This window comes from Pseudomonas putida, from assembly GCF_004357765.1.
Classification (GTDB): Bacteria; Pseudomonadota; Gammaproteobacteria; order Pseudomonadales; family Pseudomonadaceae; genus Aquipseudomonas; species Aquipseudomonas putida_U.
The window spans coordinates 460,032-480,258 of sequence record NZ_SMTE01000001.1 but is presented as its reverse complement, the minus strand read 5'-3'; the positions used below and the strand labels follow the sequence as shown (position 1 = coordinate 480,258).

Below are 20,227 nucleotides of genomic sequence, written 5' to 3'. Positions count from 1 at the left end.
TCAGCGCGGCATGTAGCCGCGCTGCCAGTTGCGCGGGATGAAGCGCGATACCAGGGCCAGCACGCAGGCCAGGGCGCAACTGCCAGCCAGCGCCTGCAGGCCCAGGCGCTGCTGCAACCAGGCGCCGAGGGCCGCACCCAGGAGCATGCCGGTCCACGGCACCAGTTGCACGCGCCAGCCGCTACGGCGCTCGCCCAGCAACCAGCGGCCCAGGCCGCGACCGAAACGCGACAGCGCGCCGGTCACGTAGGTCAGCCCAATGGGCAGGCCGTTTACCTGCTCGACCACCGCATTGATCATGCCCATGGCCAAGGTCGCCGCGAGCAAGGCCGGAAAGCTCGCTGCCCACGGCCACGCCGCAGCGCCGGCAAGCAGTCCCGCCACCACCAGCAACACGGGCCAGGCCCGTCGCTGGAAGCTGCGTGCCAGCAGCACGCCCAGCGCATTGCCGGCGACGAATCCGAACAACGCGCCACTCAGGCGCAATACCAGGGCAAGGTCAGCCTCGCTGATGGCTACCGCCAGGCGGGTGGTATTGCCGCTCATGAACGACACGAAGTCGCCCAGTGCCAACAGGCCGATGGCATCGGTCATGCCGGCCAGTACCGACAGGCCGGCGACCAGCCCGAGGCCCACGCGCCCACGCAGGACTTGCAGGCGCACACGCCTGGCGTTGCGGCTGGAGAACGCGCTCGGCAGCATCGGCAGGCCTCAGCGCAGCAGGTTTTCGCGGGCCAGCGTCCCTTTGAGGGTGCGCTCGACCACATCCACCAGAACCATGGTCTGGTGATCCACCTCGATGTTGAGCAGGTCCCCGGCCTGGTAGCGGGCAAAGGTGGTCTGGCGCAGGGTTTCCGGAATCAGGTTGATGGTCACCACGCCATCCTCGACATCGGCCACGGTCAAGCTGCAACCGTTGACGCCGAGAAAGCCGCGGGCGAACACGTACTTGGCCCATTCCGGCGGCATGCGGAATTTGATGAAGGCGCCGGTTTCCTCGATCGACAGCTCGACGATCTCGGCCGTGCAAGCAATGTGACCTGCCATCAGGTGCCCACCGACCTCGGCGTTCATCTTCGCCGAACGCTCGATGTTCACGCCTTGGCCAGCGCTCAGAAAGCGCAGGTTGGTGCGTTCAAGGGTTGCGGTCATGGCATCGAAACGCACCTGGCTGCCGTCGATCTCGGTGACCGACAGGCAGGTACCTTCGACACTGACACTGGCGCCGATCTTCAGCTCCTCTAGCAGTTCGGGGGTGAGGTCGATGGTGAACTGATTGTGACCCGGGTAGCGGGTCACATCGAGGAGAGGGCGGACGGCCTGGACGATGCCGGTGTACATGGTGTTGCTCCTGGGCGCGGGCTGGAAACCCCAGCACGCTATGCCTCTGGAGCGGTAAATGCAAGGTGGCCGTCCTGGGCTCATCGCCGCTATCAGACATGTCCGCTGCTGCTGACGATCCTCAGGCACAGTGCCTCGTACGGGTCCAGATTGATCATCAGGCGGCCATCTTCGGTCAGGTCGCCCTCGACCGTCTCGTTGATCATGTCGACCACCGGGCCTGGGCTGAAGCCGGTCAGGTGCAGCTCCTCGGCGATCACCTGCTGACTGAAGTTCAGCGCACTGATCTGAATGCCGCGGCCAGCCGGTAACTCGTGCACCATCACCAGCAGCCCAGGGCTGGTCACCTCGGGCACCAGGACTTGGCGACTGGTGGCGATGCCGTAGGCTTGGCGTACGGCGAGCAGCTTCTTGACCTTGCAGGCGAACGAGTCGCCGTTTTCCAGCTGGCTGTCCAGGCTGCCATACAGCGCCCGCGCCCGTGGCATGCCGCGCACCGAGGCCTCAGCCTGATCATCGAGCCCGGCCAGGTCGTAGCCGCCGCGGTGGATCCAGCGGGTGTCGCCGTCGGCCATGCGTTCGGCCACTTGCTCGGCGTCCAGCGGCAAGGCGCCGACCAGGTCCCAGCCGGACAACGCCACCACCCCCGGCTGCATGGCGTTGTACATCACCAGCAGCAGGTGCACCTTTTGCACTTGCTCGATATCTGCCGCGCTGATCCGTTCCAGGTCACGAATGCCCAGTGCCGCAGTGATCAGGCTTGCCGTAGTGCAGGAAATACCATTGGTGACGAAGCGCAGGTTGTACGGCGCATGTTCCCCCGAGAGGCGCTCGTAGATCTCCTCCCGAATGTGCTCGCGCAGGATGTTGCCGGGCAGGGTCTGGCCCTTGTACATGAACATGTCGTGGGCATGCAGGGTCCAGAAGTGCACCAGCTCGACCGTCAACTCGTCATGGTTCTGCAGGGCATGGATCAGCGATGCCGGGTCGATGCCGAAACTGTGCATCTCCTTGAGCATCAGACGCAGGAACTCGGTATCGCCGGTGAGCAGCGCATGCTGGTAGGCCGGCCGGGTGATGAAATCGTAGGAAAGATCGGCGCCGCCCTTGGACATCTGTGCGATATCGTCCAGGGTCAGGTTCAGCTCCTGAAAGCTGAAGCCACCGGCTTTGCGGATCATGCCGCCGATCAGCTGGTTGCCGACGATCGACAGCGGGTGGCTCTCGGACCAGGCCGGGCCGTCGACACGCGTCTCGACGCCGAGAAAGCCGTTGGCGTCCAGGCGCAGGCCACGGGCACCGAGGCAGTCCAGCGCATGCAAAGCGTCGCCGATGATCATCTGCTGGGCAGCGAAGGTCGGGTCGAGCCAGTTGAGCGAAGGTTGGCCCTCCTTGAAGTAGTGCAGGTACACCCAGCGTCGGGTCTTGCCGTCCACGCCAGTGATCGCTGCTGTGGCGCTCCAGTCGGTTTCCTTGACCCCTGGCTCGAAGAAGATCACTCGTTGCAACTGGCCGACGATGTAGTGGCGCAGCTTGAGTTCGTCACACTGTGCCGGCAGCAGGTTGACCGCATCGCGGCCCTCCGGCACCTCTGGTAACAGGTGCCAGTCTTCCTCGCGGATCTCGATCATGTGATAAAGCCCCGGATAGGCGCCATGGGCCATTTCCGCGAGACGGAAATCGGCGCCTTTGCCGGTGTGCGAAGGGATCAGGTCGTCGATGGTCACGGCATTGTGCGCTGCTGCCATGCGGCTCATGTACACCAGCTCCTGCTCGCTACCGTACAACGGGTCGATGTCGAAGCCGATGCGGTCGAAATTGCCATCGATGCTAGGCGTGTAGTCACGCCCGCGGATGCCGCCAGACTGCTTGATCGGGCCAGTGTGGATGCCTTGTACACCCAGCTCGGACAGGCGTTTCCACAAGGTCTCATGGCCCAGCGCAGCGAGCACCGAACAGCCTTCGGGGGCGATGATGGCGTCGGGATAGACGGTCAGCCAGACCGAGGCGATCTCGGTGGCGCGGCGGGGCTGGGCCTCGGCGTACGGGTTGAGCCACAGGCGCGACTGCCCCGCGTAGAGCTTTGCGCGTTCCTGGGAGGCCTTGAGCATCGATCGCTCTTCGAGCCACTTGACGTATGACGGGTCGGGTTGGGTCATTGCGCATCCTCTTTGCATGTCGGCACCGACCCAAGTTAAGACGATGTTGTCGGCGGAACGTTCGGCTGGAGTCGACCGACCCGTTTCCCACGCTGGCTGGCCACTTCCACGGCCTGCCCATCGCGCTGCTTGCCCTGCCGGGCCAGCCCCTCCAGCTGCGGGATCAGCATGCCCTCCGGCAGGTGCCGCCAGAAACGCCCCGGCAGATGCTGGCGCAGTGCATCGGGGTTGAGACGGGCGGGGTTGAAGGTGTGTCGGTAATAGGTCCGCCACAGGTCGGCACCTGGGTCGTCGGCGTTGCGCGCCCAGTCACGCCAGGCTTGCGGGCAACATCGCTGGTAATCGAACGCCTGGCCATCGAAACGGATGCCGTCTTCGGGTGTGGCGATCAACCAGCGCTGGCGACCGAGGCGGTCGGCAAAATGTCCGCTGGCGCTTTCCAGAATGTCGTGGGCCGGCTCGTGGAAGGCCACCAGGTCGAGTTGCAACCGTGCGGCCAGGCCTTCGGGCAACGGCACGAACCGTACGAATGCGTGTAAATGGTGGGCTTCGCGGCTGACCTGCTTGATCCGTCGCTGCAACTCGCTGCCCAGGCGGTCGCCAGCCAACATCGCGGTGCGGTCGCCATGGGCCACCCGCCAGAGCACCTCGTAGAGCAGGTTCCAGCGCTGCGCGCCGCGATAGCGTGCCGCTTGTTCCAACTGATCTAGCAGCGCCGCCGGTACCCGAGCCTTGAACGGTCCGGGCTGTTCGGGCAGGGGCAGCGGCGTGGCCAGCAGGTCATTCATAGGTCCCTGGGCCCAGGTCACTTCGGCAGGGTCGACGCCGTGTTCGAGCAGGCGCCGGGCTTGTTCACGCCAGCGGCTGAAGCGGTTGTCGCAATCGAGCGCGATCATCCCCACAGCCCCATTTGCACGGGGGCCTGAGGTTCGCGCAGGCGGGCCCGCAGCAGTCCGCTGCGCAGGTCTGCCTGGGCCGGTCGATAGTCGCTGGTGACGATGAACGGCCGGGCCTTTTCCAGCACGCAGCGCAATTGGATCAGATCGTCGTAGCGAATCCGCCGCTCGCGGCGCAGTGCGACCAAGCGCTGTACGCTGCGCAGGCCGATGCCAGGGATACGTGCCAGCAACGCCGGCTCGGCCCGATTCACATCCAGCGGGAAAACTTCACGATTGGCCAGTGCCCAGGCCAGCTTTGGATCGATGTCCAGGGCCAGGTTGGTGTTGTCGCTGAACAGTTCGCCGGCCTTGTAGCCATAACCGCGCAGCAGGAAGTCGGCCTGGTACAGGCGGTGTTCGCGCAGCAGGGGCGGGGCGGCCAGGGGAACGCTACCCGGGCTATCAGGGATCGGGCTGAACGCCGAATAGTACACGCGCTTGAGCCCGTAGCCCTGGTACAGCGACTCGGCATTGCGCAGAAGGGTGCTGTCGTCGGTGGCATCGGCGCCGACGATCACCTGGGTACTTTGCCCGGCCGGGGTGAAACGCGGTGCCCGCGGCTCGTTGGCCACGGCCTGTTGGCCCTGATGGATGACGCCCATGGCCTGGCGGATGGTGTGTGCTTGCTTCTCCGGCGCCAGGCGCTTGAGGCTGGCGTCGGTGGGCAACTCGATGTTCACGCTCAGGCGGTCGGCCAGACGCCCGGCTTCTTCGATCAGCAGGGGATCGGCGTCAGGGATGGTCTTGAGGTGGATGTAGCCGCGAAAGCCATGCTCTTCGCGCAGCAGGCGGGCCACACGGATCAACTGCTCCATGGTGTAGTCCGCCGAGCGGATGATCCCCGAGCTCAGGAACAGGCCGCTGATGCAGTTGCGCCGATAGAAATCCAACGTCAGGCGCACCACCTCCTCAGGGCTGAAGCGCGCCCGGGGCACATTGCTGGAGCGGCGATTGACGCAATACTGGCAGTCGTACAGGCAGAAGTTGGTCAACAGCACCTTGAGCAGCGACACACAACGACCATCGGGGGTGTAGCTGTGGCAGATGCCCATGCCATCGGTGGCGCCCAAGCCGTTGCCGCCACGCGAACTGCGCTTGGGCGCACCACTGCTGGCGCAGGAGGCGTCGTATTTGGCGGCATCGGCGAGGATGCCGAGCTTGGCGATGAGCTGCATGGGGCGTTCTCAATTTACTGAATATTCATACAGTATTTTGAGCGCGCGCGTATTGCAAGGGCCTGCTGTCGACCTCGTCCTCAATCCTTCGATCCTGGCAGAACGTTGCTCAGCAATTGCCGCGCCGTTTGTTTGATGATTCCGCCGCTGTCAGGGTCCTGCAGCAGTGCCGAGGCGAATTTTTTTGCCTGTTCCAGGCTGATGTGCGGTGGCAACGGCGGCACGTCCGGGTCGGTACGAAAATCGATCACCACCGGTACGTCGCTGGCTAGGGCCTGTTCCCAGGCCGGGCCGACGTCTTCTTCGCGCTCTACGTAGATACCCTTGAGGCCGATCGAGATGGCGAACAGATGGTAGGGCACATCGGGGATCTCCTGGCTGGCGACGAACTTGGGGTCGCCCTCCATGACCCGCTGCTCCCAGGTCACCTGATTGAGGTCCTGGTTATTGAACACTGCACAGATCCAGCGGCCATTCGTCCACTGGCGCCAGTACTTGGCCACGGTGATCAGCTCAGCCAGGTTGTTCATCTGCATGGCGCCATCGCCGACCAGGGCGATCACGCTGCGTTCGGGGTGGGCGAACTTGGCGGCGATCGCGTAGGGGACGGCCGCGCCCATCGAAGCCAGGCCGCCGGACAGCGAGCATTGCATGCCCGGACGGATCTGCAGGTCGCGGGCGAACCAGTTGGCGCATGAGCCGGAGTCGCTGGTGATGATCGCCTGGTCCGGCAGGCGCGGCGACAGTTCATGCACCACCCGTTGTGGATTGATCGGCGATGCCGGGGTAAGGGCGCGTTTCTCCAGCTTGTCGTCCCAGCGCTTGCGCCAGCCTTCGATGCGCTCGCGCCAGGTGCGTTTTTCCTTATGGACCAGTAGCGGCAGCAAGGCGTCCAGGGTATCGGCCGCATCGCCTTGCAGGTTCACCTCCATCGGGTAGCGCAGGCCGAGCATGTCGGGTGCGATATCGATCTGCACGCCGCGTGCCTTGCCTTCCTCGGGAAGGAACTCAGCGTAAGGGAAGCCTGAACCGATCATCAGCAAGGTGTCGCATTCGTTCATCAGTTTCAGGCTGGGCTCGGTGCCTAGCAGGCCAATGCTGCCGGTGACCCAGGGTAGCTCGTCGGCGAGTACGGCCTTGCCCAGCAAGGCCTTGGCTACGCCTGCGCCCAGGGTGTTGGCCACCGCTGCAACCTGGCGGCTGGCTTGCAGCGCCCCGGCGCCGACCAGGATCGCCACCCGTTCACCGCTGTTGAGGATCTGCGCAGCTCGCTCCAGCTCTTCGCCCCGGGGGACCATACTGGGCCGCTGGTAGCCAACGCCGGAGTGCAAGGTGCCATGGGCCCGGGCCGGGGCCTCGTAGGGCAATTCCTGCAGGTCGTTGGGCAGAATCAGCGCGGTCACCCGACGCTCTCCCAGGGCGGTGCGTGCCGCACGGTCGAGCAAATGGCGGACCTGCGCCGGTGCCGAGGCCTGCTGAACGAAAGCGCCGGCCACGTCCTTGAACATCGACACCAGGTCCAGTTCCTGCTGGTAATGCCCACCCAGGGCGGTTCGTGCCTGTTGGCCGACGATGGCCAGCACCGGCATGTGGTCCATGCGCGCATCGTAAAGACCGGTGAGCAGGTGCGAGGCGCCCGGTCCTGAGGTGGCGATGCATACACCCAGCTCGCCAGTGAACTTGGCATGGGCGCTGGCCATGAAGGCGGCCATCTCTTCGTGGCGGCACTGGATGAATTCGATCTTGCCGGCGCGGCGTAGGGCACCGAACACGCCGTTGATGCCGTCCCCGGGATAGCCGAAGATGCGCGTCACGCCCCATTGGCTAAGGCGTTCGACAACAAAGTCGCTGACGGTGGTGGTCATGGTTTGACTCCTGTTCAGATTGCGTTCGAGGTGGCGCAGGGCTGCATTGCCGTGCTGCGTCGGCGCCCAGCCATGAAGGTGCGCTTGGTCCAGAACAGTTGTTCCAGGTGGTCTGCGCCCAGTGCCCCTTGGTTGGCCAGGGTTCGGGCCTGTTCCCAGTCAAGGCCGGCGCGCAGCCAGGCCTGGGCGCCGGCCTCGTCGAAGGCGAGGAGGTGAGTCACGCCATTGCCGGGGTCGTAGGTCACCAGAGCCAGGCCGTCACAACCATTGTGTTCGTCGCTGGCCTGGGCTACGGCAGCCAAAAACAGGGGTTCATTGCGCCGCGAAGTGACGTAGGCCAGCCGAGGGCGCGCTCCGGGTGTGTCATCACGGGCGGCCTCATACCAGCCTTCCACGGGGATCAAGGCACGGCCCTCGTCGCGCAACCTGGCATACAGGCGCGAGCGCATCACCTGCTCAAGGGGTAAATGGGTCAGGGCGGGGCGGGTGCCCATCGACCAGTGGGGCACCCAGCCCCAGCGCACCTGCAATGGCGTAGCCTCGCCATCACGGCTGAGGAGGGCCTGCAGGCGCATGCGTGGTTTGACCAGGCGTCGCCGAGGTTCGCCTTGGCTTGGGGCAGTGTCCTCCGGATCTTCGTCCGTACCTGTCACGTCGCAGTGGAGCGGGCCTGACGGTGCAAGTCGGGCACCGGTTGCGGGTGGCTGGACGATGCATTGGCACATAGTGTTCCTCCTCCTTGGCTTGGATCCCTGGGACGACAGGCCAGGCTCATGGCGAGCGGGCCTGCACTTCCGAGGGCAGGAGGACGGTTGCCGTTCAGCCTCATGCGAGGCGGCGGCGACGAACGGGGAGGGGACCGAGGAATCGGGCAAACCAATGCCGGAAAAATGAAAGGGGCGCCGATTGGCGCCCCTTTCGTGAACCGCTTAGGCTTCAGCGTCCCAAGGACGATCGCCTTTTTCATCCTTGACGCGGGTGGGCAGGCCCATCACGTCCAAGGCTTTGAGGAACGGCTCGGCTGGCAGCTCCTCGACATTGACCATGCGCTTGGCATCCCACTCGCCACGGGCGACCAGCAAGGCCGCCGCCACAGGTGGAACGCCTGCAGTGTAGGAGATGCCCTGGCTGTCGGTCTCAGCGTAGGCTTCTTCATGATCCGCCACGTTGTAGATGAAGACTTCGCGTGGCTGGCCGTCCTTGGTGCCTTTGACCAGGTCGCCGATGCAGGTCTTGCCGGTATAGCCGGGGGCCAGTGAGGCTGGATCCGGCAGCACCGCCTTGACCACTTTCAGCGGTACCACTTCCAGACCTTCGGCGGTTTTCACCGGTTGCTCGGAGAGCAGGCCGAGGTTCTTCAGCACGGTGAACACATTGATGTAGTGCTCGCCGAAGCTCATCCAGAACCGTACGTTCGGCACGTTGAGGTTCTTCGAGATCGAATGGACTTCGTCGTGGCCGGTCAGGTACAGGTTCTGCGAACCGACCACCGGCAGGTCGTCGGTACGCTTGACTTCGAACATGGTGTTGCTGGTCCACTGGCTGTTCTGCCAGCTCCAGACTTGACCTGTGAATTCGCGGAAGTTGATTTCCGGATCGAAGTTGGTGGCGAAGTACTTGCCATGTGAACCGGCATTGACGTCGAGGATGTCGATCGAATCAATGCGGTCGAAATACTGTTGCTGCGCCAGCTTGGCGTAGCTGTTCACCACACCCGGGTCGAAACCGACGCCGAGAATGGCGGTGATGTTCTTTTCTTGGCACTCTTCGAGGTGTTTCCACTCGTAGTTGCCGTACCACGGCGGGGTCTCGCAGATCTTGCCCGGCTCTTCGTGGATGGCGGTGTCCAGGTAGGCGACACCGGTATCGATGCAGGCACGCAGCACCGACATGTTGAGGAAGGCAGAACCGACGTTGATGACGATTTGCGATTCGGTTTCGCGGATCAGCGCCTTGGTTGCCTCGACATCGAGGGCATTGAGCGAGAAGGCCTGGATGTCGGCGGGTACCTTGAGGCTACCCTTGGCCTTGACGCTGTCGATGATGGCCTGGCATTTGGAGATGTTCCGTGACGCGATGGCAATACGACCCAGTTCGTCGTTATGCTGCGCGCACTTGTGGGCCACCACCTTGGCGACACCTCCTGCACCAATGATAAGAACGTTCTTCTTCAATTTATCCCTTGCTCCTTACTTGAAAGCCGGTCTTACGACAGGCTGGAAACGTAGTCTTCGAAACCGAATTCGCGTTTGACTTCGACGCTGCCGTCGAGCTGCTTGACGACGATGGCCGGCATCTTCAGACCGTTGAACCAGTTTTTCTTGACCATGGTGTAGCCCGCTGCGTCGACGAACGACAGGCGGTCGCCGATGGCCAGCGGACGCTCGAATTGGTATTCGCCGAAGATGTCGCCGGCCAGGCACGACTTGCCGCAAACCATATAGGTGTGCTCGCCGGCGTTGGGGGCCATCTTGGCGTTGAGGCGGTAGATCAGCAGGTCGAGCATGTGCGCTTCGATCGAGCTATCGACCACGGCCAGGTGCTTGCCGTTGTACAGGGTATCGAGCACGGTCACTTCCAGCGAGGCGCTGTTGGTGATGGCGGCTTCGCCCGGCTCCAGGTACACCTGCACGCCGTACTGCTCGGAGAAGGCTTTCAGGCGCGCGCAGAATGCGTCCAGGGCATAGCCTTCGCCGGTGAAGTGGATACCGCCACCGAGGCTCACCCACTCAACCTTGTGCAGCAGATGACCGAAGCGCTCTTCGATGTGCGACAGCATCTTGTCGAACAGACCGAAGTCGCCGTTCTCACAGTTGTTGTGGAACATGAAGCCGGAAATCTGCCCGATGACCTGCTCGATCTTTTCCGGATCCCATTCACCGAGGCGGCTGAACGGGCGCGCCGGGTCGGCCAGCAGGTAGTCGGAGCTGCTTACCTGGGGGTTGACCCGCAGGCCGCGGACCTTGCCTTCGGACTGTTCGGCGAAGCGTTGCAACTGGCCGATCGAGTTGAAGATGATCTTGTCGCAGTTATCGAGCATTTCCTCGACCTCATCGTCGGCCCAGGCCACGCTGTAGGCATGGGTCTCGCCGGCGAACTTCTGACGGCCGAGCTTGAGCTCGTAAAGAGACGAGGAAGTGGTGCCATCCATGTACTGCTGCATCAGGTCGAATACCGACCAGGTGGCGAAGCACTTGAGGGCGAGCAGTGCCTTGGCGCCGGAGTGTTCGCGCACGTAGGCGATCTTCTCCATGTTGCCCAGCAGCTTGGTTTTGTCGATGAGGTAGTACGGCGTCTTGATCATTTAAAGGCCCCCGGCCAGGCCGGCCAAAAAAAGGACACGCATTGTGCCTTCCCTTGCCGCATATCGAAAGGGCGGAACACGCATTTCGTCAGCGATGCTGGCGATTCGCCGGATTTTTTCCGTGCATGGCAGGTTCAGTAGAGCAGGACTATGTGACTATCTCGGGTAACCGCTGCACCACAACCCTCAAGCGCACCCCTCCAACCACGCCCGAATCTGCTCCAGCGTCGCCGTAGCCCCACCACAGACCACCACCAGCACCTGCTGGTAACTGCCCAACGCACCCGGCGTATACGCCAAGGCCAACGCCGCCCCACAGGCCGGCTCCACCAGCACGCGATGATCGAGCAGGAACCGCTCGCATGCCTCCAGCGCTGCCCGGTCGCTGACCCGGTGGCTCTGCACCGGATGCCGACGCGTGCACGTCATCGCTTGCTCGGCAACGCGCTTGGCCCCCAGCGAAGTGGCGACCGAATCAATTCGCTCCAGCTCCACCGTATGCCCTGCCTGCATCGCCGCATGCAGGGATGCCGCGCCGTCGGTTTCTACCGCCAGGACCGGCACATCGTGCCAACCATTGCGCGTCAACCCTTCGACCACGCCGCTGAGCAGACCACCGCCGCCTACCGACAGGACCACTGCGTCAGGCTTGAATCCGCTTGCCGCCACTTCATCGATCAGGCTGGCATGCCCGGCCCACAGCAGGGGGTCGTCGAACGGATGAATGAAGGCATCTTCAGCGCCGATCAAGGTTTGCGCCAGGGCGTTGGCCTCCTGCCATGAGCTGCCGTGCACGACCACATTGGCGTCTTCCTGGCGCAGCAGTTCTTTCGCCCGTTCGGTGGTGGTCTCGGGCACCACGACGGTCACCGGCACGCCCAGCTTGCGCCCGGCGTACGCAACCGCAAGGCCCGCATTGCCCCCCGAAGACGATACGAATCGACGCGCGCCACGGGCATGGTGCACCTCGCAGGCATGGCCGACGCCGCGTAGCTTGAACGAGCCACAGGGTTGCAAGGCCTCGAGCTTGAGCCATATGGAGCGTTCAGCGGTGAGGGAGAGCGGGCGCGATTCGATCAGGGGCGTATTGATATGTAAGGTCATGGCTTGGCTCCGCGCAGTTGCTCGAGATAGTTGTATACGGTGTAGCGGGTCACACCCAAGGCCTCGGCGGCCTTTTCCACGCCGCCTTTGACGATGAACAGCCCGCGCTCCTGCATGACGCGCACGGCTTCGACCTTGGCCTGTTTGTTCATCCGGCCCTGGCCTGAGCGCTGCAACGAGTCCTGAATGATTTCACTCATCAACAGGGCCATGTCGGCGGGCTCATCGGCAGGGCTCTGCGCGGGTGTGGCGCCCAACGGCTGGAGCTGCTGCAGAAAGCGCATGGCGGCGTCCAGGCCGGTGACGTCGGTGTTGACGCATAGACTGGCGAAGGGATGACCGCTGCTGTCGCGAAAGATCGCCGTAGCGCTGCGTAGGCTGCGGCCCTTCAGGTAGGTGGGGTAATCGGGCAGTACCACAGGGTCGCAACCCTGCTGTTCGGCAGTGGCCTGCATCAGTGCCTTGAAACCCTGGTCCTGTTCGGGGGCGGCCAGGATCGGGCTGCCGACCGTCCGCCCAGAAAGATGGCCGTTGACGATTGCCACCACGGACTGTTCCGGATGGTCGAGGTCGTGCAGGAGGATTTCCAGGTTGCCTGGAGCGACGCTACCCAAGGCCTGAATGGCGGCCTTCAGGACAGTGAGGGTGAGTTGACGCTCTTCAACGAGAGACAGGGGCATGGATGATCGCCATATTCAACTTTTTGTGTATTTTTGCACAAAAGGTTGAATATGGCGATCACCGATTACCCTCGAAGATGCCAGCGATTCAGCCCAGCGCGGGGGTGCGCGGCGGGATCATGCGGCGCGAGCCGGTCGACTCGAACGCCGCGGCGTAGCTCAGCAATGCGTTGTCGCTGTAGGCTTTGCCGGCAAAGGTGAGGCCAACCGGCATGCCGATATCCGCCATCACGCCCATCGGCACGGTCACCGTCGGCACGCCCAGGTGGCGGATGGCAAGGTTACCGTTCGCCACCCAGACCCCGTTGCTCCAGGCGATATCTGCCGAGGCCGGATTGACGTCGGCATCGGCTGGGCCGACGTCGGCTACGGTCGGGAACAGCACCGCGTCCAGACCAAGATCGTCCATCCAGTCTTCCAGGTCCAGCTTGCGGGTCGCCTCCAGGCCGCGCAGTCCGTCCGGCAGGGTCTCGATCTGGTCCCAGGTCTTCAGGCCGCGCTTGGCCATGTTGACGTATTCGTCCATGCCGGCGGCCAAGTCGTCTTCACGGTTGGGCAGGGTGCCTGGGTCGTGCGGGAATATCTGCGGCCCGTCGACGTCGGCCAGACGGTTGAGCTTGGGATCGCCATTGGCGCGCAGGAAGTCGTCGAAGCCCCAGCCCGACAGTTCCCACAGTTCATCGTGCAGAAACGCCTTGCTGACGATGCCCCGGTTGTAAACGGTCGGTGCACCAGGGCGATCGCCCTCGCAATTGGACACCAGCGGGAAGTCCACTTCGACCACCTCGGCCCCGGCTGCTTCCAAGGCCTGGCGCGCCGCCTGCCACAGCGCGATGACGCTGGCGCGGGTGTGGATGCGCTGGCCAGTCGGGCCGCCGATACCTGGCTTTTCCGAGGTACCGGCTTCGGGGTCGGCATTGATATACATGCGCGGTACGCCGAAACGCTTGCCCTTGAGGCTGCTGGCGTCCATCGCCAGGTCGAGGTAAGAGGCCGGGCGCACCGAGGAGGCCGCCGGAATCGGCACCCAGGGCTGCAGGCGCCAGAGGTCGCCGCGGGTGTCGGCATCGTCAGCGACCACCACATCGAGCACTTCGAGCAAGTCGGCCATGGTGCGGGCGTAGGGGACTACCACGTCCATGGTCGGCGTCAGTGGCCAGTTGCCGCGCACCGAGATCACGCCACGGGAAGGGGTGTAGGCGCACAACCCGTTGTTCGAGGCCGGGCCACGCCCGCTCGACCAGGTTTCCTCGGCCAGGCCGAAGGCACTGAAGCTGGCGGCAGTCGCGGTACCTGCGCCGTTGGAGGAGCCTGAGGCGAACGGTGCGGTCAGGTAGTTGGCGTTGTAAGGGCTCTCTGCGCGACCGTACACACCGCGCTGCATGCCGCCATTGGCCATCGGCGGCATGTTGGTCTTGCCCAGGCACACGGCGCCGGCAGCGCGAAGGCGCTCGATGGTGAAAGCGTCGCGCTGGGCGACCAGGTCCTTGAACGCCGGGCTGCCGGAGGCTGCCGTGAGGCCTTTGACCAGATAGCTGTCCTTGGCGGTGTAGGGAATGCCGTCGAGCGGGCTGAGAAGCTCGCCTTTGGCGCGACGGGCGTCGGATGCTTCGGCCTCCTTGATCGCCTCGGGATTGCGGACGACCACGGCGTTCAGCGCGGTAGCGGTGCCGGCCGGGTCATAGGCGTCGATGCGCGCCAAGTAGGCCTTGACCAGCTCGACTGCCGTCGTGCGGCCAGACTCGAGCGCGTCACGCAGCTCGGCAATGGAAACCTCGGTTACCTCGATCATGCTTTCACCAAAAAGATTGTGCAGGTTTGGGCTTATGCGAGGAGTGTACAAGAAGGGATTAGGGTAAGCAGGTTTGCGCGGCAGAAATGGATTTTTGCATGGGGGCATTGTTGCGGCGGGATTGCCCTATCGCCAGCGCACCGGCGATAGGGCTCAGGCCGTCAGTCCAGATCTGCCGCCGAATGTCGTTCCGCCACCTGGCTCGCCTCATCGCCCCAGGTACGGTTGACCCGGGTGCCACGTTGTACCGCCGGGCGCTGGGCGATTTCCTCGGCCCAGCGCTGCACGTGGACATATTCGTGCACGGCCAGGAACTCGGCGGCACCATACAGATTGCCGCGCACCAGTTGGCCGTACCAGGGCCAGACGGCGATGTCGGCGATGCTGTACGCGTCGCCGCCCAGGTAGCGGCTCTCAGCCAGACGTCGATCGAGCACATCCAGCTGGCGCTTGGCTTCCATGGTGAAGCGGTTGATGGCGTATTCGAACTTTTCTGGCGCATAGACATAGAAGTGGCCAAAGCCGCCGCCCAGGTAGGGCGCCGAGCCCATCTGCCAGAACAACCAGTTGAGCGCCTCGGTACGCTCGGCCGGGGCCGTGGGCAACAGAGCACCGAACTTTTCCGCCAGGTACAGCAGGATCGAGCCTGACTCGAACACCCGCACCGGCGGTTCTACGCTGCGGTCGAGCAGGGCGGGAATCTTCGAGTTGGGATTGACCTGGGCGAAGCCGCTGCCGAACTGGTCGCCCTCGCCGATGCGGATCAGCCAGGCATCGTATTCGGCATCCGTGTGGCCCTGGGCGAGCAACTCTTCCAGAGCGATGGTGACCTTGACGCCGTTGGGAGTGGCCAGGGAGTAAAGTTGCAAGGGGTGCTTGCCCACGGGCAGGTCCTTGTCGTGGGTCGCGCCGGCCACTGGGCGATTGATACTGGCGAATTGGCCGCCAGAGGCCGCGTCATTGCGCCAGACCTTGGGTGGGGTGTAGGGGGACTTGCTCATGCACGGTTCTCCTTCAATGGCGCAATGATTCAGGTAAAGACGTGGACCTGCATCTATGCCACGGGTTCGCTGGCGAGCGCAAATGAACAACCAGCGGGGCGCTCCCGCCGAGAGGGGGCCTTGCCGGGCATAACAGCGGACTGTTGCGCAAGGCTGCTCGGTAACTGTGCTGGTCCTTGGCTTGGGAATGGCCTTATGCTGTAACGAAATATGTCTCGAAGCCTGAAAAAGGATGCTGCAATGCCGCTCAAGGACCTGCTGACCGCGTTGGTGGTGATCATCGCGTGGGGAGTCAATTTCGTGGTCATCAAGGTCGGCCTCGACGGGTTGCCTCCGATGCTGCTGGGCGCGCTGCGATTCCTTCTTGTCGCTTTCCCAGCGATCTTCCTGATCAAACGACCCAATCTGCCGTGGCGGTGGTTGATCGCCTATGGCGCGACCATCTCGCTGGGGCAGTTCGCCTTTCTCTTTCAGGCTATGTACAGCGGCATGCCTCCCGGCTTGGCGTCGCTGGTGCTGCAGTCGCAGGCGTTCTTCACCCTGGGCTTCGCCGCGCTGTTTCTGGGTGAGCGTTTGCGTGTGGCCAGCGTGCTGGGGTTGTTGGTGGCGGCCAGTGGCCTGGCGCTGATCGGCAGCGAGGACAGCGGTCATGTACCGCTGGTGGCCTTGCTCCTGACCTTGTGCGGTGGAGCCATGTGGGGCATGGGCAACATCATCACCCGGCGTTTCGGTTCGGTGAACCTGGTGGCGCTGGTGATCTGGGGCGGGCTGATTCCACCGCTACCGTTCCTGGCGTTGTCGTGGTGGCTTGAAGGCCCTGAGCGTATCGGCCAGGCGCTGGTCAACATCAGCTGGAGTTCGATTCTGGCCTTGGCTTACCTGGCGTTCGTCGCCACCATGCTTGGCTACAGTCTGTGGAGCAAGCTGCTGTCGCGCCATCCGGCTGGCAAGGTGGCGCCGTTTTCGCTGCTGGTGCCGGTGATCGGCCTGAGCTCCTCGGCTTGGTTGTTGGGCGAGCGGTTGACACCGATGCAGGGCTGGGGTGCCTTGTTGGTAATGGCCGGCCTGCTGGTCAACGTGTTCGGGCCCAAGCTCGGCCAGCGCTTGCGGGCCGTGAGCGCCCAGTGAGCGTGGCGAGGATGAGCTGGCATTGAGCCACTGGTCGGCTGCCGCATGTTTTGCCCAGGTAGTCTGCAAATGACCGGCTAGTCTCATTTCATCGGCCCCGTTCTTTCAGGCAACCGATCTGGTTGCCGGCAGGGTCGCCGCTGGAGGGAGACAGGGCATGAGCGAGTCCTTTTACGAAGACATGAACGACGCATTCCCGATCAACAGCCAGGTACGTTGCGGTCAAGCCGCTTACCGCCTCGGCTTCGCCCACATGACCCTGGACGAATCGGAGCAATTGCAGCCGGCACATCTACAGCGTGCCAAGAAGGGCCGCTTCACTCCCCGCATACCACAGAAACGTTGAAACCCATCACACCCCGCCGAATGGCGGGGTTTTTGTAGGAATTGGTTGATCCTGCTCATGGTAACGTCGCTTCGCTCTCGCTGAAGCCAGGCGCTTGTGAAATCCTTGCGCGGTACAACGGCAAAGGAGAGCGTTATCCATGCGAGTCAGGGAAAAGACCTATTGGCAATGGGCCGATGCCCAGCTGCACAGCCGCTGCCATGATGAAGCATTGAGCGATGGCACCACCTTCGATGTCCAGGTGCGCTTGTCGCGCCTGGGCGCCACGCAATTGTTCATCGGGCTGTATGCCCCGGATGGCAAGGCCCTGGTAGAGGAGTATTACCGCGCTCGTCCGGGCGAGACCATGACCCGTGCGATGGTATGGGGGGTCGACCGCGCCCGCGCCTTGGCCACGGGGGCAATTGCCTTGCCGGAACCGGTCGCGGCAAAGTTGCGAGCATGAAAAAGCCCGGCCATCACTGGCCGGGCTCGAGTATCGGTGCAGCGATTCAGTTGAGCGGCTCGATCACCTTCACTGCCTGCTGCTCACGGGCGGCGGGCCATTCTTGTTGCAGGGTCTGTAGCAGGCGGCCAACGAACTCGGTGTCGGCGGCGGCCTTCTTGCCGACGTAGCCCTGGCCACGGCGGTAGACCTTGAAGCGTGCACGCATGCTGGGCAGGTGCTCTTCGAATTCATCTTCGATGGTATTGGGCGGAAGGCGGTCGAGGCGCACTTCGCCGGTTTGGCTGACCCACAGCAGGTGGTCATCCATGCTGTCCTTGCGTGCGGCGAACAGCTGGGCCAGTTGGTCGATCGTGGGATTGTTGTTCAAGTTCATCATATAAAGCCCCTATTACCCATTCGTTGTTGATTTTTCTCAGTTGGCGCTATCTCGGTGTAGCGCACTACCTAGGCTGCTACAGCAGCATCGCAACAGGGGCTTTCTCACGCTGCCTTTTGGACAGTTTCCCTCTCCACGGACGGCCTGCGTTACCGCGCAGGCCGTCTGGAACACCCTTGCCACCGCTCCCGATCGGGGAGACGGCCTCATCATGCCCAAGGGCGATTGGCGGCGTCAACAGTTTTGTAGTGAATTTTTTTTGGCACTACATCGTGTCGGACAATCCTGATGAAAGTGACTCACCGGTCCGCTTCAGAGAGGATCTGATAGGCGGCGCGCACCCGGGCTTCGTTAGGGTAATTGCGGTTCGCCAGCAAGGCGATCGCCTTGTTCTGCCCAGGGATGAACGCCACGTAGGCACCAAAACCATTGGTCGAACCGGTCTTGTTGTACCAGGCCGCAGTTTGACGTGGCAGCGCCGGATCCAGGCGCTGGGTAGCCTGCGGTTCACGGACCATTTGTGGGCCGTTGCCGTCGATCAGCGTCGCTAGCGAAACGGGGTAGGGATAGCGTTCCCATCCCAGGCCCTGGGTCATGGCTCCGACCTCGAAATAGCCTTGCTGGGTGATGTCCACGGCTTGGCGCAGTGCTGGCGCCAGTTCGGCGGGCTGCATGTGCAGGCGGGCGTAACGGAGCAGGTCTCGGGCGCTGGTCTTGATACCGTAGGCTGCATCGGCGAAGGGGCCTGGGCTTACCCGCACCGGGCGGTTCTGCGCATCGTAACCCTGGGCATACAACCCTTGGGCCTCGGCTGGGACCTGTAGGTAGGTGTGATGCAGGCCTAGGCGCGGCAACAGGTCCTGGGTCATGAGTGTGGCGAAGGGCTGATGCCGTGCGCGGGCGGCCAGATCGCCGAATAGCCCCAGACTCGGATTGGAGTAACAGCGCTGGCTGCCGGGTTGGCTGTGCGGCTGCCAGCGCTGAAGGAAGGTCAGCGCTTGGGCGTCGGTCCGTACCTCGTCGGGAAACTGCAGGGGTAGGCAGTCGGCACTGTAGGCGCCAAGGTCCAGCACCCTGGCCTTGCCCAAGGCGCTGCCCGCCAATGCCGGTTGATAACGCTGGGCCTGGGCGGTCAGGTCGAGCGAGCCTTCGGCGCTGGCCAGCGCGGCGAGGGTGGCGGTGTAGGTCTTGCTCAATGAGCCGATCTCGAACAGCGTGTCGGCGGTTACCGGCGTGCGCTCGAGTTTGCTCGCCACGCCATAGCTGAAGTAATGCGCCTGACCATGGGTGTAGACCGCTACGGCCATGCCGGTGATTCCTTCGGCTTTCATCAGCGGCTCGATGACGTCGTCGACCTGGGTTTGTAGCGGCTCGGCAGCCTGGGCCAAGGGACTGGACAAGGCCAGCAGAGTGAGGGTGAGGCGGGTGAATGACATGGTCGATCCTTTGAAAGGGTGTCCGTTGAGCGATATCGGCGGGAGCTCTGGCGTTAGCAGGAAGCAACAGCAGACGGTATCGTCGCGGTTTGGACAACGACAAGATGGAAACTGTTATGAAGTATGTGCGGATGTTGTTCGACAACTTCACCCTGGCCTTGCTCAGCGTTGTAGCGATCGCCACTTTGCTGCCTTGTTCGGGCGATGGCGCTGTCTATTTCGGCTGGCTGACCAACCTGGCCATCGGCCTGCTGTTTTTCTTGCACGGGGCGAAATTGTCGCGCGAAGCGATCATCGCCGGCGCCGGGCACTGGCGCCTGCACCTGCTGGTGTTTTCCTGCACCTTCGTGCTCTTCCCCCTGTTGGGCATGGCCTTCAAGCCATTGTTCGTGCCGCTGGTCGGTAACGAGCTGTACCTGGGGATTCTCTACCTTTGCGCGCTGCCAGCCACCGTGCAATCGGCCATCGCTTTCACCTCGCTGGCGCGCGGTAACGTCCCCGCGGCCATCTGCAGCGCTGCTGCCTCCAGCCTGATCGGCATCTTCCTCACTCCGCTGCTGGTGATGATGCTGCTCGGCGCCAGTGGCGACACCGGCTCCGGCCTGGATGCCGTGCTCAAGATCACCCTGCAATTGCTGGTGCCATTCGTGGCCGGACAGATTGCGCGCCGCTGGATTGGCGCTTGGGTCAAGCACAACGCCCGTTGGCTGAAGCTGGTGGATCAGGGCTCGATTCTGCTGGTGGTCTACACCGCATTCAGCGAAGCGGTGGTCACGGGTCTGTGGCATACGGTGTCGTCCCAGCACCTGGCAGGTTTGTTTGCCGTTTGCGGCATTCTGTTGGCGGTGGTGCTGTTCGGCACCCACTTGCTCGGCAAGGTACTGGGCTTCAGCGTGGAGGATCGCATCACCATCGTCTTCGCCGGCTCCAAGAAGAGCCTGGCCACGGGGGTGCCGATGGCGCAGGTATTGTTCGTCGGCAGCGGCATTGGCGCGATGATCTTGCCGCTCATGCTGTTTCATCAGATTCAACTGATGGTCTGTGCGGTCCTGGCGCAGCGCTATGCCAGCCGTGAAGTGGCGGCGGAGCAGGCGACCGCTGCGCCTTGAGTCGCAGGGCCATTGATAATGGCAG

19 protein-coding genes are annotated in these 20,227 nt (G+C 63.3%); 4 read left to right on the top strand and 15 right to left on the bottom strand.

What is annotated here, in order from left to right:
* The 13 genes from E2H86_RS02200 to yghU all read right to left on the bottom strand — a co-directional run bounded on the left by E2H86_RS02200 (position 1) and on the right by yghU (position 15,359).
* Positions 1-702, bottom strand: coding sequence for a YoaK family protein (locus E2H86_RS02200; RefSeq protein WP_133324240.1), 702 nt, complete (start codon positions 700-702; stop codon positions 1-3).
* A gap of 9 nt (positions 703-711) precedes the next feature.
* Complete coding sequence (locus tag E2H86_RS02195; protein WP_133324238.1) at positions 712-1,341, bottom strand: riboflavin synthase subunit alpha; 630 nt, start codon at positions 1,339-1,341, stop codon at positions 712-714.
* 92 nt (positions 1,342-1,433) lie between these two features.
* Positions 1,434-3,500: a maltose alpha-D-glucosyltransferase gene (treS, locus tag E2H86_RS02190; protein WP_133324236.1), complete on the bottom strand. Its 2,067-nt coding sequence runs from the start codon at positions 3,498-3,500 to the stop codon at positions 1,434-1,436.
* Positions 3,501-3,535: 35 nt separating this feature from the next.
* Entirely contained in the window at positions 3,536-4,402 is an 867-nt protein-coding gene (locus E2H86_RS02185; RefSeq protein WP_133324234.1) for a TIGR03915 family putative DNA repair protein, read from the bottom strand.
* A complete protein-coding gene (locus tag E2H86_RS02180) occupies positions 4,393-5,613 on the bottom strand; it encodes a putative DNA modification/repair radical SAM protein (protein WP_133324232.1) in 1,221 nt (406 codons plus the stop codon). The genes E2H86_RS02185 and E2H86_RS02180 overlap by 10 nt, the downstream gene beginning before the upstream one ends.
* An 80-nt stretch (positions 5,614-5,693) precedes the next feature.
* Positions 5,694-7,478: a thiamine pyrophosphate-requiring protein gene (locus E2H86_RS02175; RefSeq protein WP_133324230.1), complete on the bottom strand. Its 1,785-nt coding sequence runs from the start codon at positions 7,476-7,478 to the stop codon at positions 5,694-5,696.
* 14 nt (positions 7,479-7,492) lie between these two features.
* Positions 7,493-8,203, bottom strand: coding sequence for an SOS response-associated peptidase family protein (locus tag E2H86_RS02170; RefSeq protein WP_133324228.1), 711 nt, complete (start codon positions 8,201-8,203; stop codon positions 7,493-7,495).
* A 204-nt stretch (positions 8,204-8,407) separates the two neighbouring features.
* A complete protein-coding gene (locus E2H86_RS02165) occupies positions 8,408-9,652 on the bottom strand; it encodes a saccharopine dehydrogenase family protein (RefSeq protein ID WP_033698250.1) in 1,245 nt (414 codons plus the stop codon).
* Positions 9,653-9,684: 32 nt separating this feature from the next.
* A complete protein-coding gene (locus E2H86_RS02160; RefSeq protein ID WP_133324226.1) occupies positions 9,685-10,782 on the bottom strand; it encodes a carboxynorspermidine decarboxylase in 1,098 nt (365 codons plus the stop codon).
* A 186-nt stretch (positions 10,783-10,968) separates the two neighbouring features.
* Entirely contained in the window at positions 10,969-11,886 is a 918-nt protein-coding gene (locus E2H86_RS02155; RefSeq protein WP_133324224.1) for a pyridoxal-phosphate dependent enzyme, read from the bottom strand.
* Positions 11,883-12,566 (bottom strand): helix-turn-helix transcriptional regulator, encoded by a 684-nt coding sequence (locus E2H86_RS02150; RefSeq protein WP_133324222.1) that lies wholly within the window; start codon positions 12,564-12,566, stop codon positions 11,883-11,885. The genes E2H86_RS02155 and E2H86_RS02150 overlap by 4 nt, the downstream gene beginning before the upstream one ends.
* An 88-nt stretch (positions 12,567-12,654) precedes the next feature.
* The gene (locus tag E2H86_RS02145) at positions 12,655-14,358 is read right to left on the bottom strand and encodes an amidase (protein ID WP_133324220.1); all 1,704 of its coding nucleotides are present in this window, start codon (positions 14,356-14,358) and stop codon (positions 12,655-12,657) included.
* Between the two features lie 161 nt (positions 14,359-14,519).
* On the bottom strand, positions 14,520-15,359 hold the full coding sequence (yghU, locus tag E2H86_RS02140) for a glutathione-dependent disulfide-bond oxidoreductase (protein WP_133324218.1): 840 nt from the start codon (positions 15,357-15,359) through the stop codon (positions 14,520-14,522).
* A 240-nt stretch (positions 15,360-15,599) separates the two neighbouring features.
* Between yghU and E2H86_RS02135 the strand changes: the two genes are divergently transcribed.
* The 3 genes from E2H86_RS02135 (at position 15,600) to E2H86_RS02125 (ending at position 17,278) form a co-directional block, all read left to right on the top strand.
* On the top strand, positions 15,600-16,487 hold the full coding sequence (locus tag E2H86_RS02135) for an EamA family transporter (protein WP_133324216.1): 888 nt from the start codon (positions 15,600-15,602) through the stop codon (positions 16,485-16,487).
* Between the two features lie 157 nt (positions 16,488-16,644).
* On the top strand, positions 16,645-16,833 hold the full coding sequence (locus E2H86_RS02130; protein ID WP_133324214.1) for a hypothetical protein: 189 nt from the start codon (positions 16,645-16,647) through the stop codon (positions 16,831-16,833).
* Positions 16,834-16,972: 139 nt separating this feature from the next.
* Positions 16,973-17,278, top strand: a complete 306-nt coding sequence (locus tag E2H86_RS02125) for a hypothetical protein (RefSeq protein ID WP_133324212.1) — start codon at positions 16,973-16,975, stop codon at positions 17,276-17,278.
* Between the two features lie 46 nt (positions 17,279-17,324).
* On the opposite strand, the gene E2H86_RS02120 is transcribed toward E2H86_RS02125, so the two are convergent.
* Both E2H86_RS02120 and ampC read right to left on the bottom strand, forming a co-directional pair.
* Entirely contained in the window at positions 17,325-17,657 is a 333-nt protein-coding gene (locus E2H86_RS02120) for a hypothetical protein (protein ID WP_133324210.1), read from the bottom strand.
* Between the two features lie 299 nt (positions 17,658-17,956).
* Positions 17,957-19,093: a class C beta-lactamase gene (ampC, locus tag E2H86_RS02115; protein WP_133324208.1), complete on the bottom strand. Its 1,137-nt coding sequence runs from the start codon at positions 19,091-19,093 to the stop codon at positions 17,957-17,959.
* Positions 19,094-19,197: 104 nt separating this feature from the next.
* Between ampC and E2H86_RS02110 the strand changes: the two genes are divergently transcribed.
* Complete coding sequence (locus E2H86_RS02110; protein ID WP_133324206.1) at positions 19,198-20,202, top strand: bile acid:sodium symporter family protein; 1,005 nt, start codon at positions 19,198-19,200, stop codon at positions 20,200-20,202.
* The last annotated feature ends 25 nt before the right edge of the window (positions 20,203-20,227 follow it).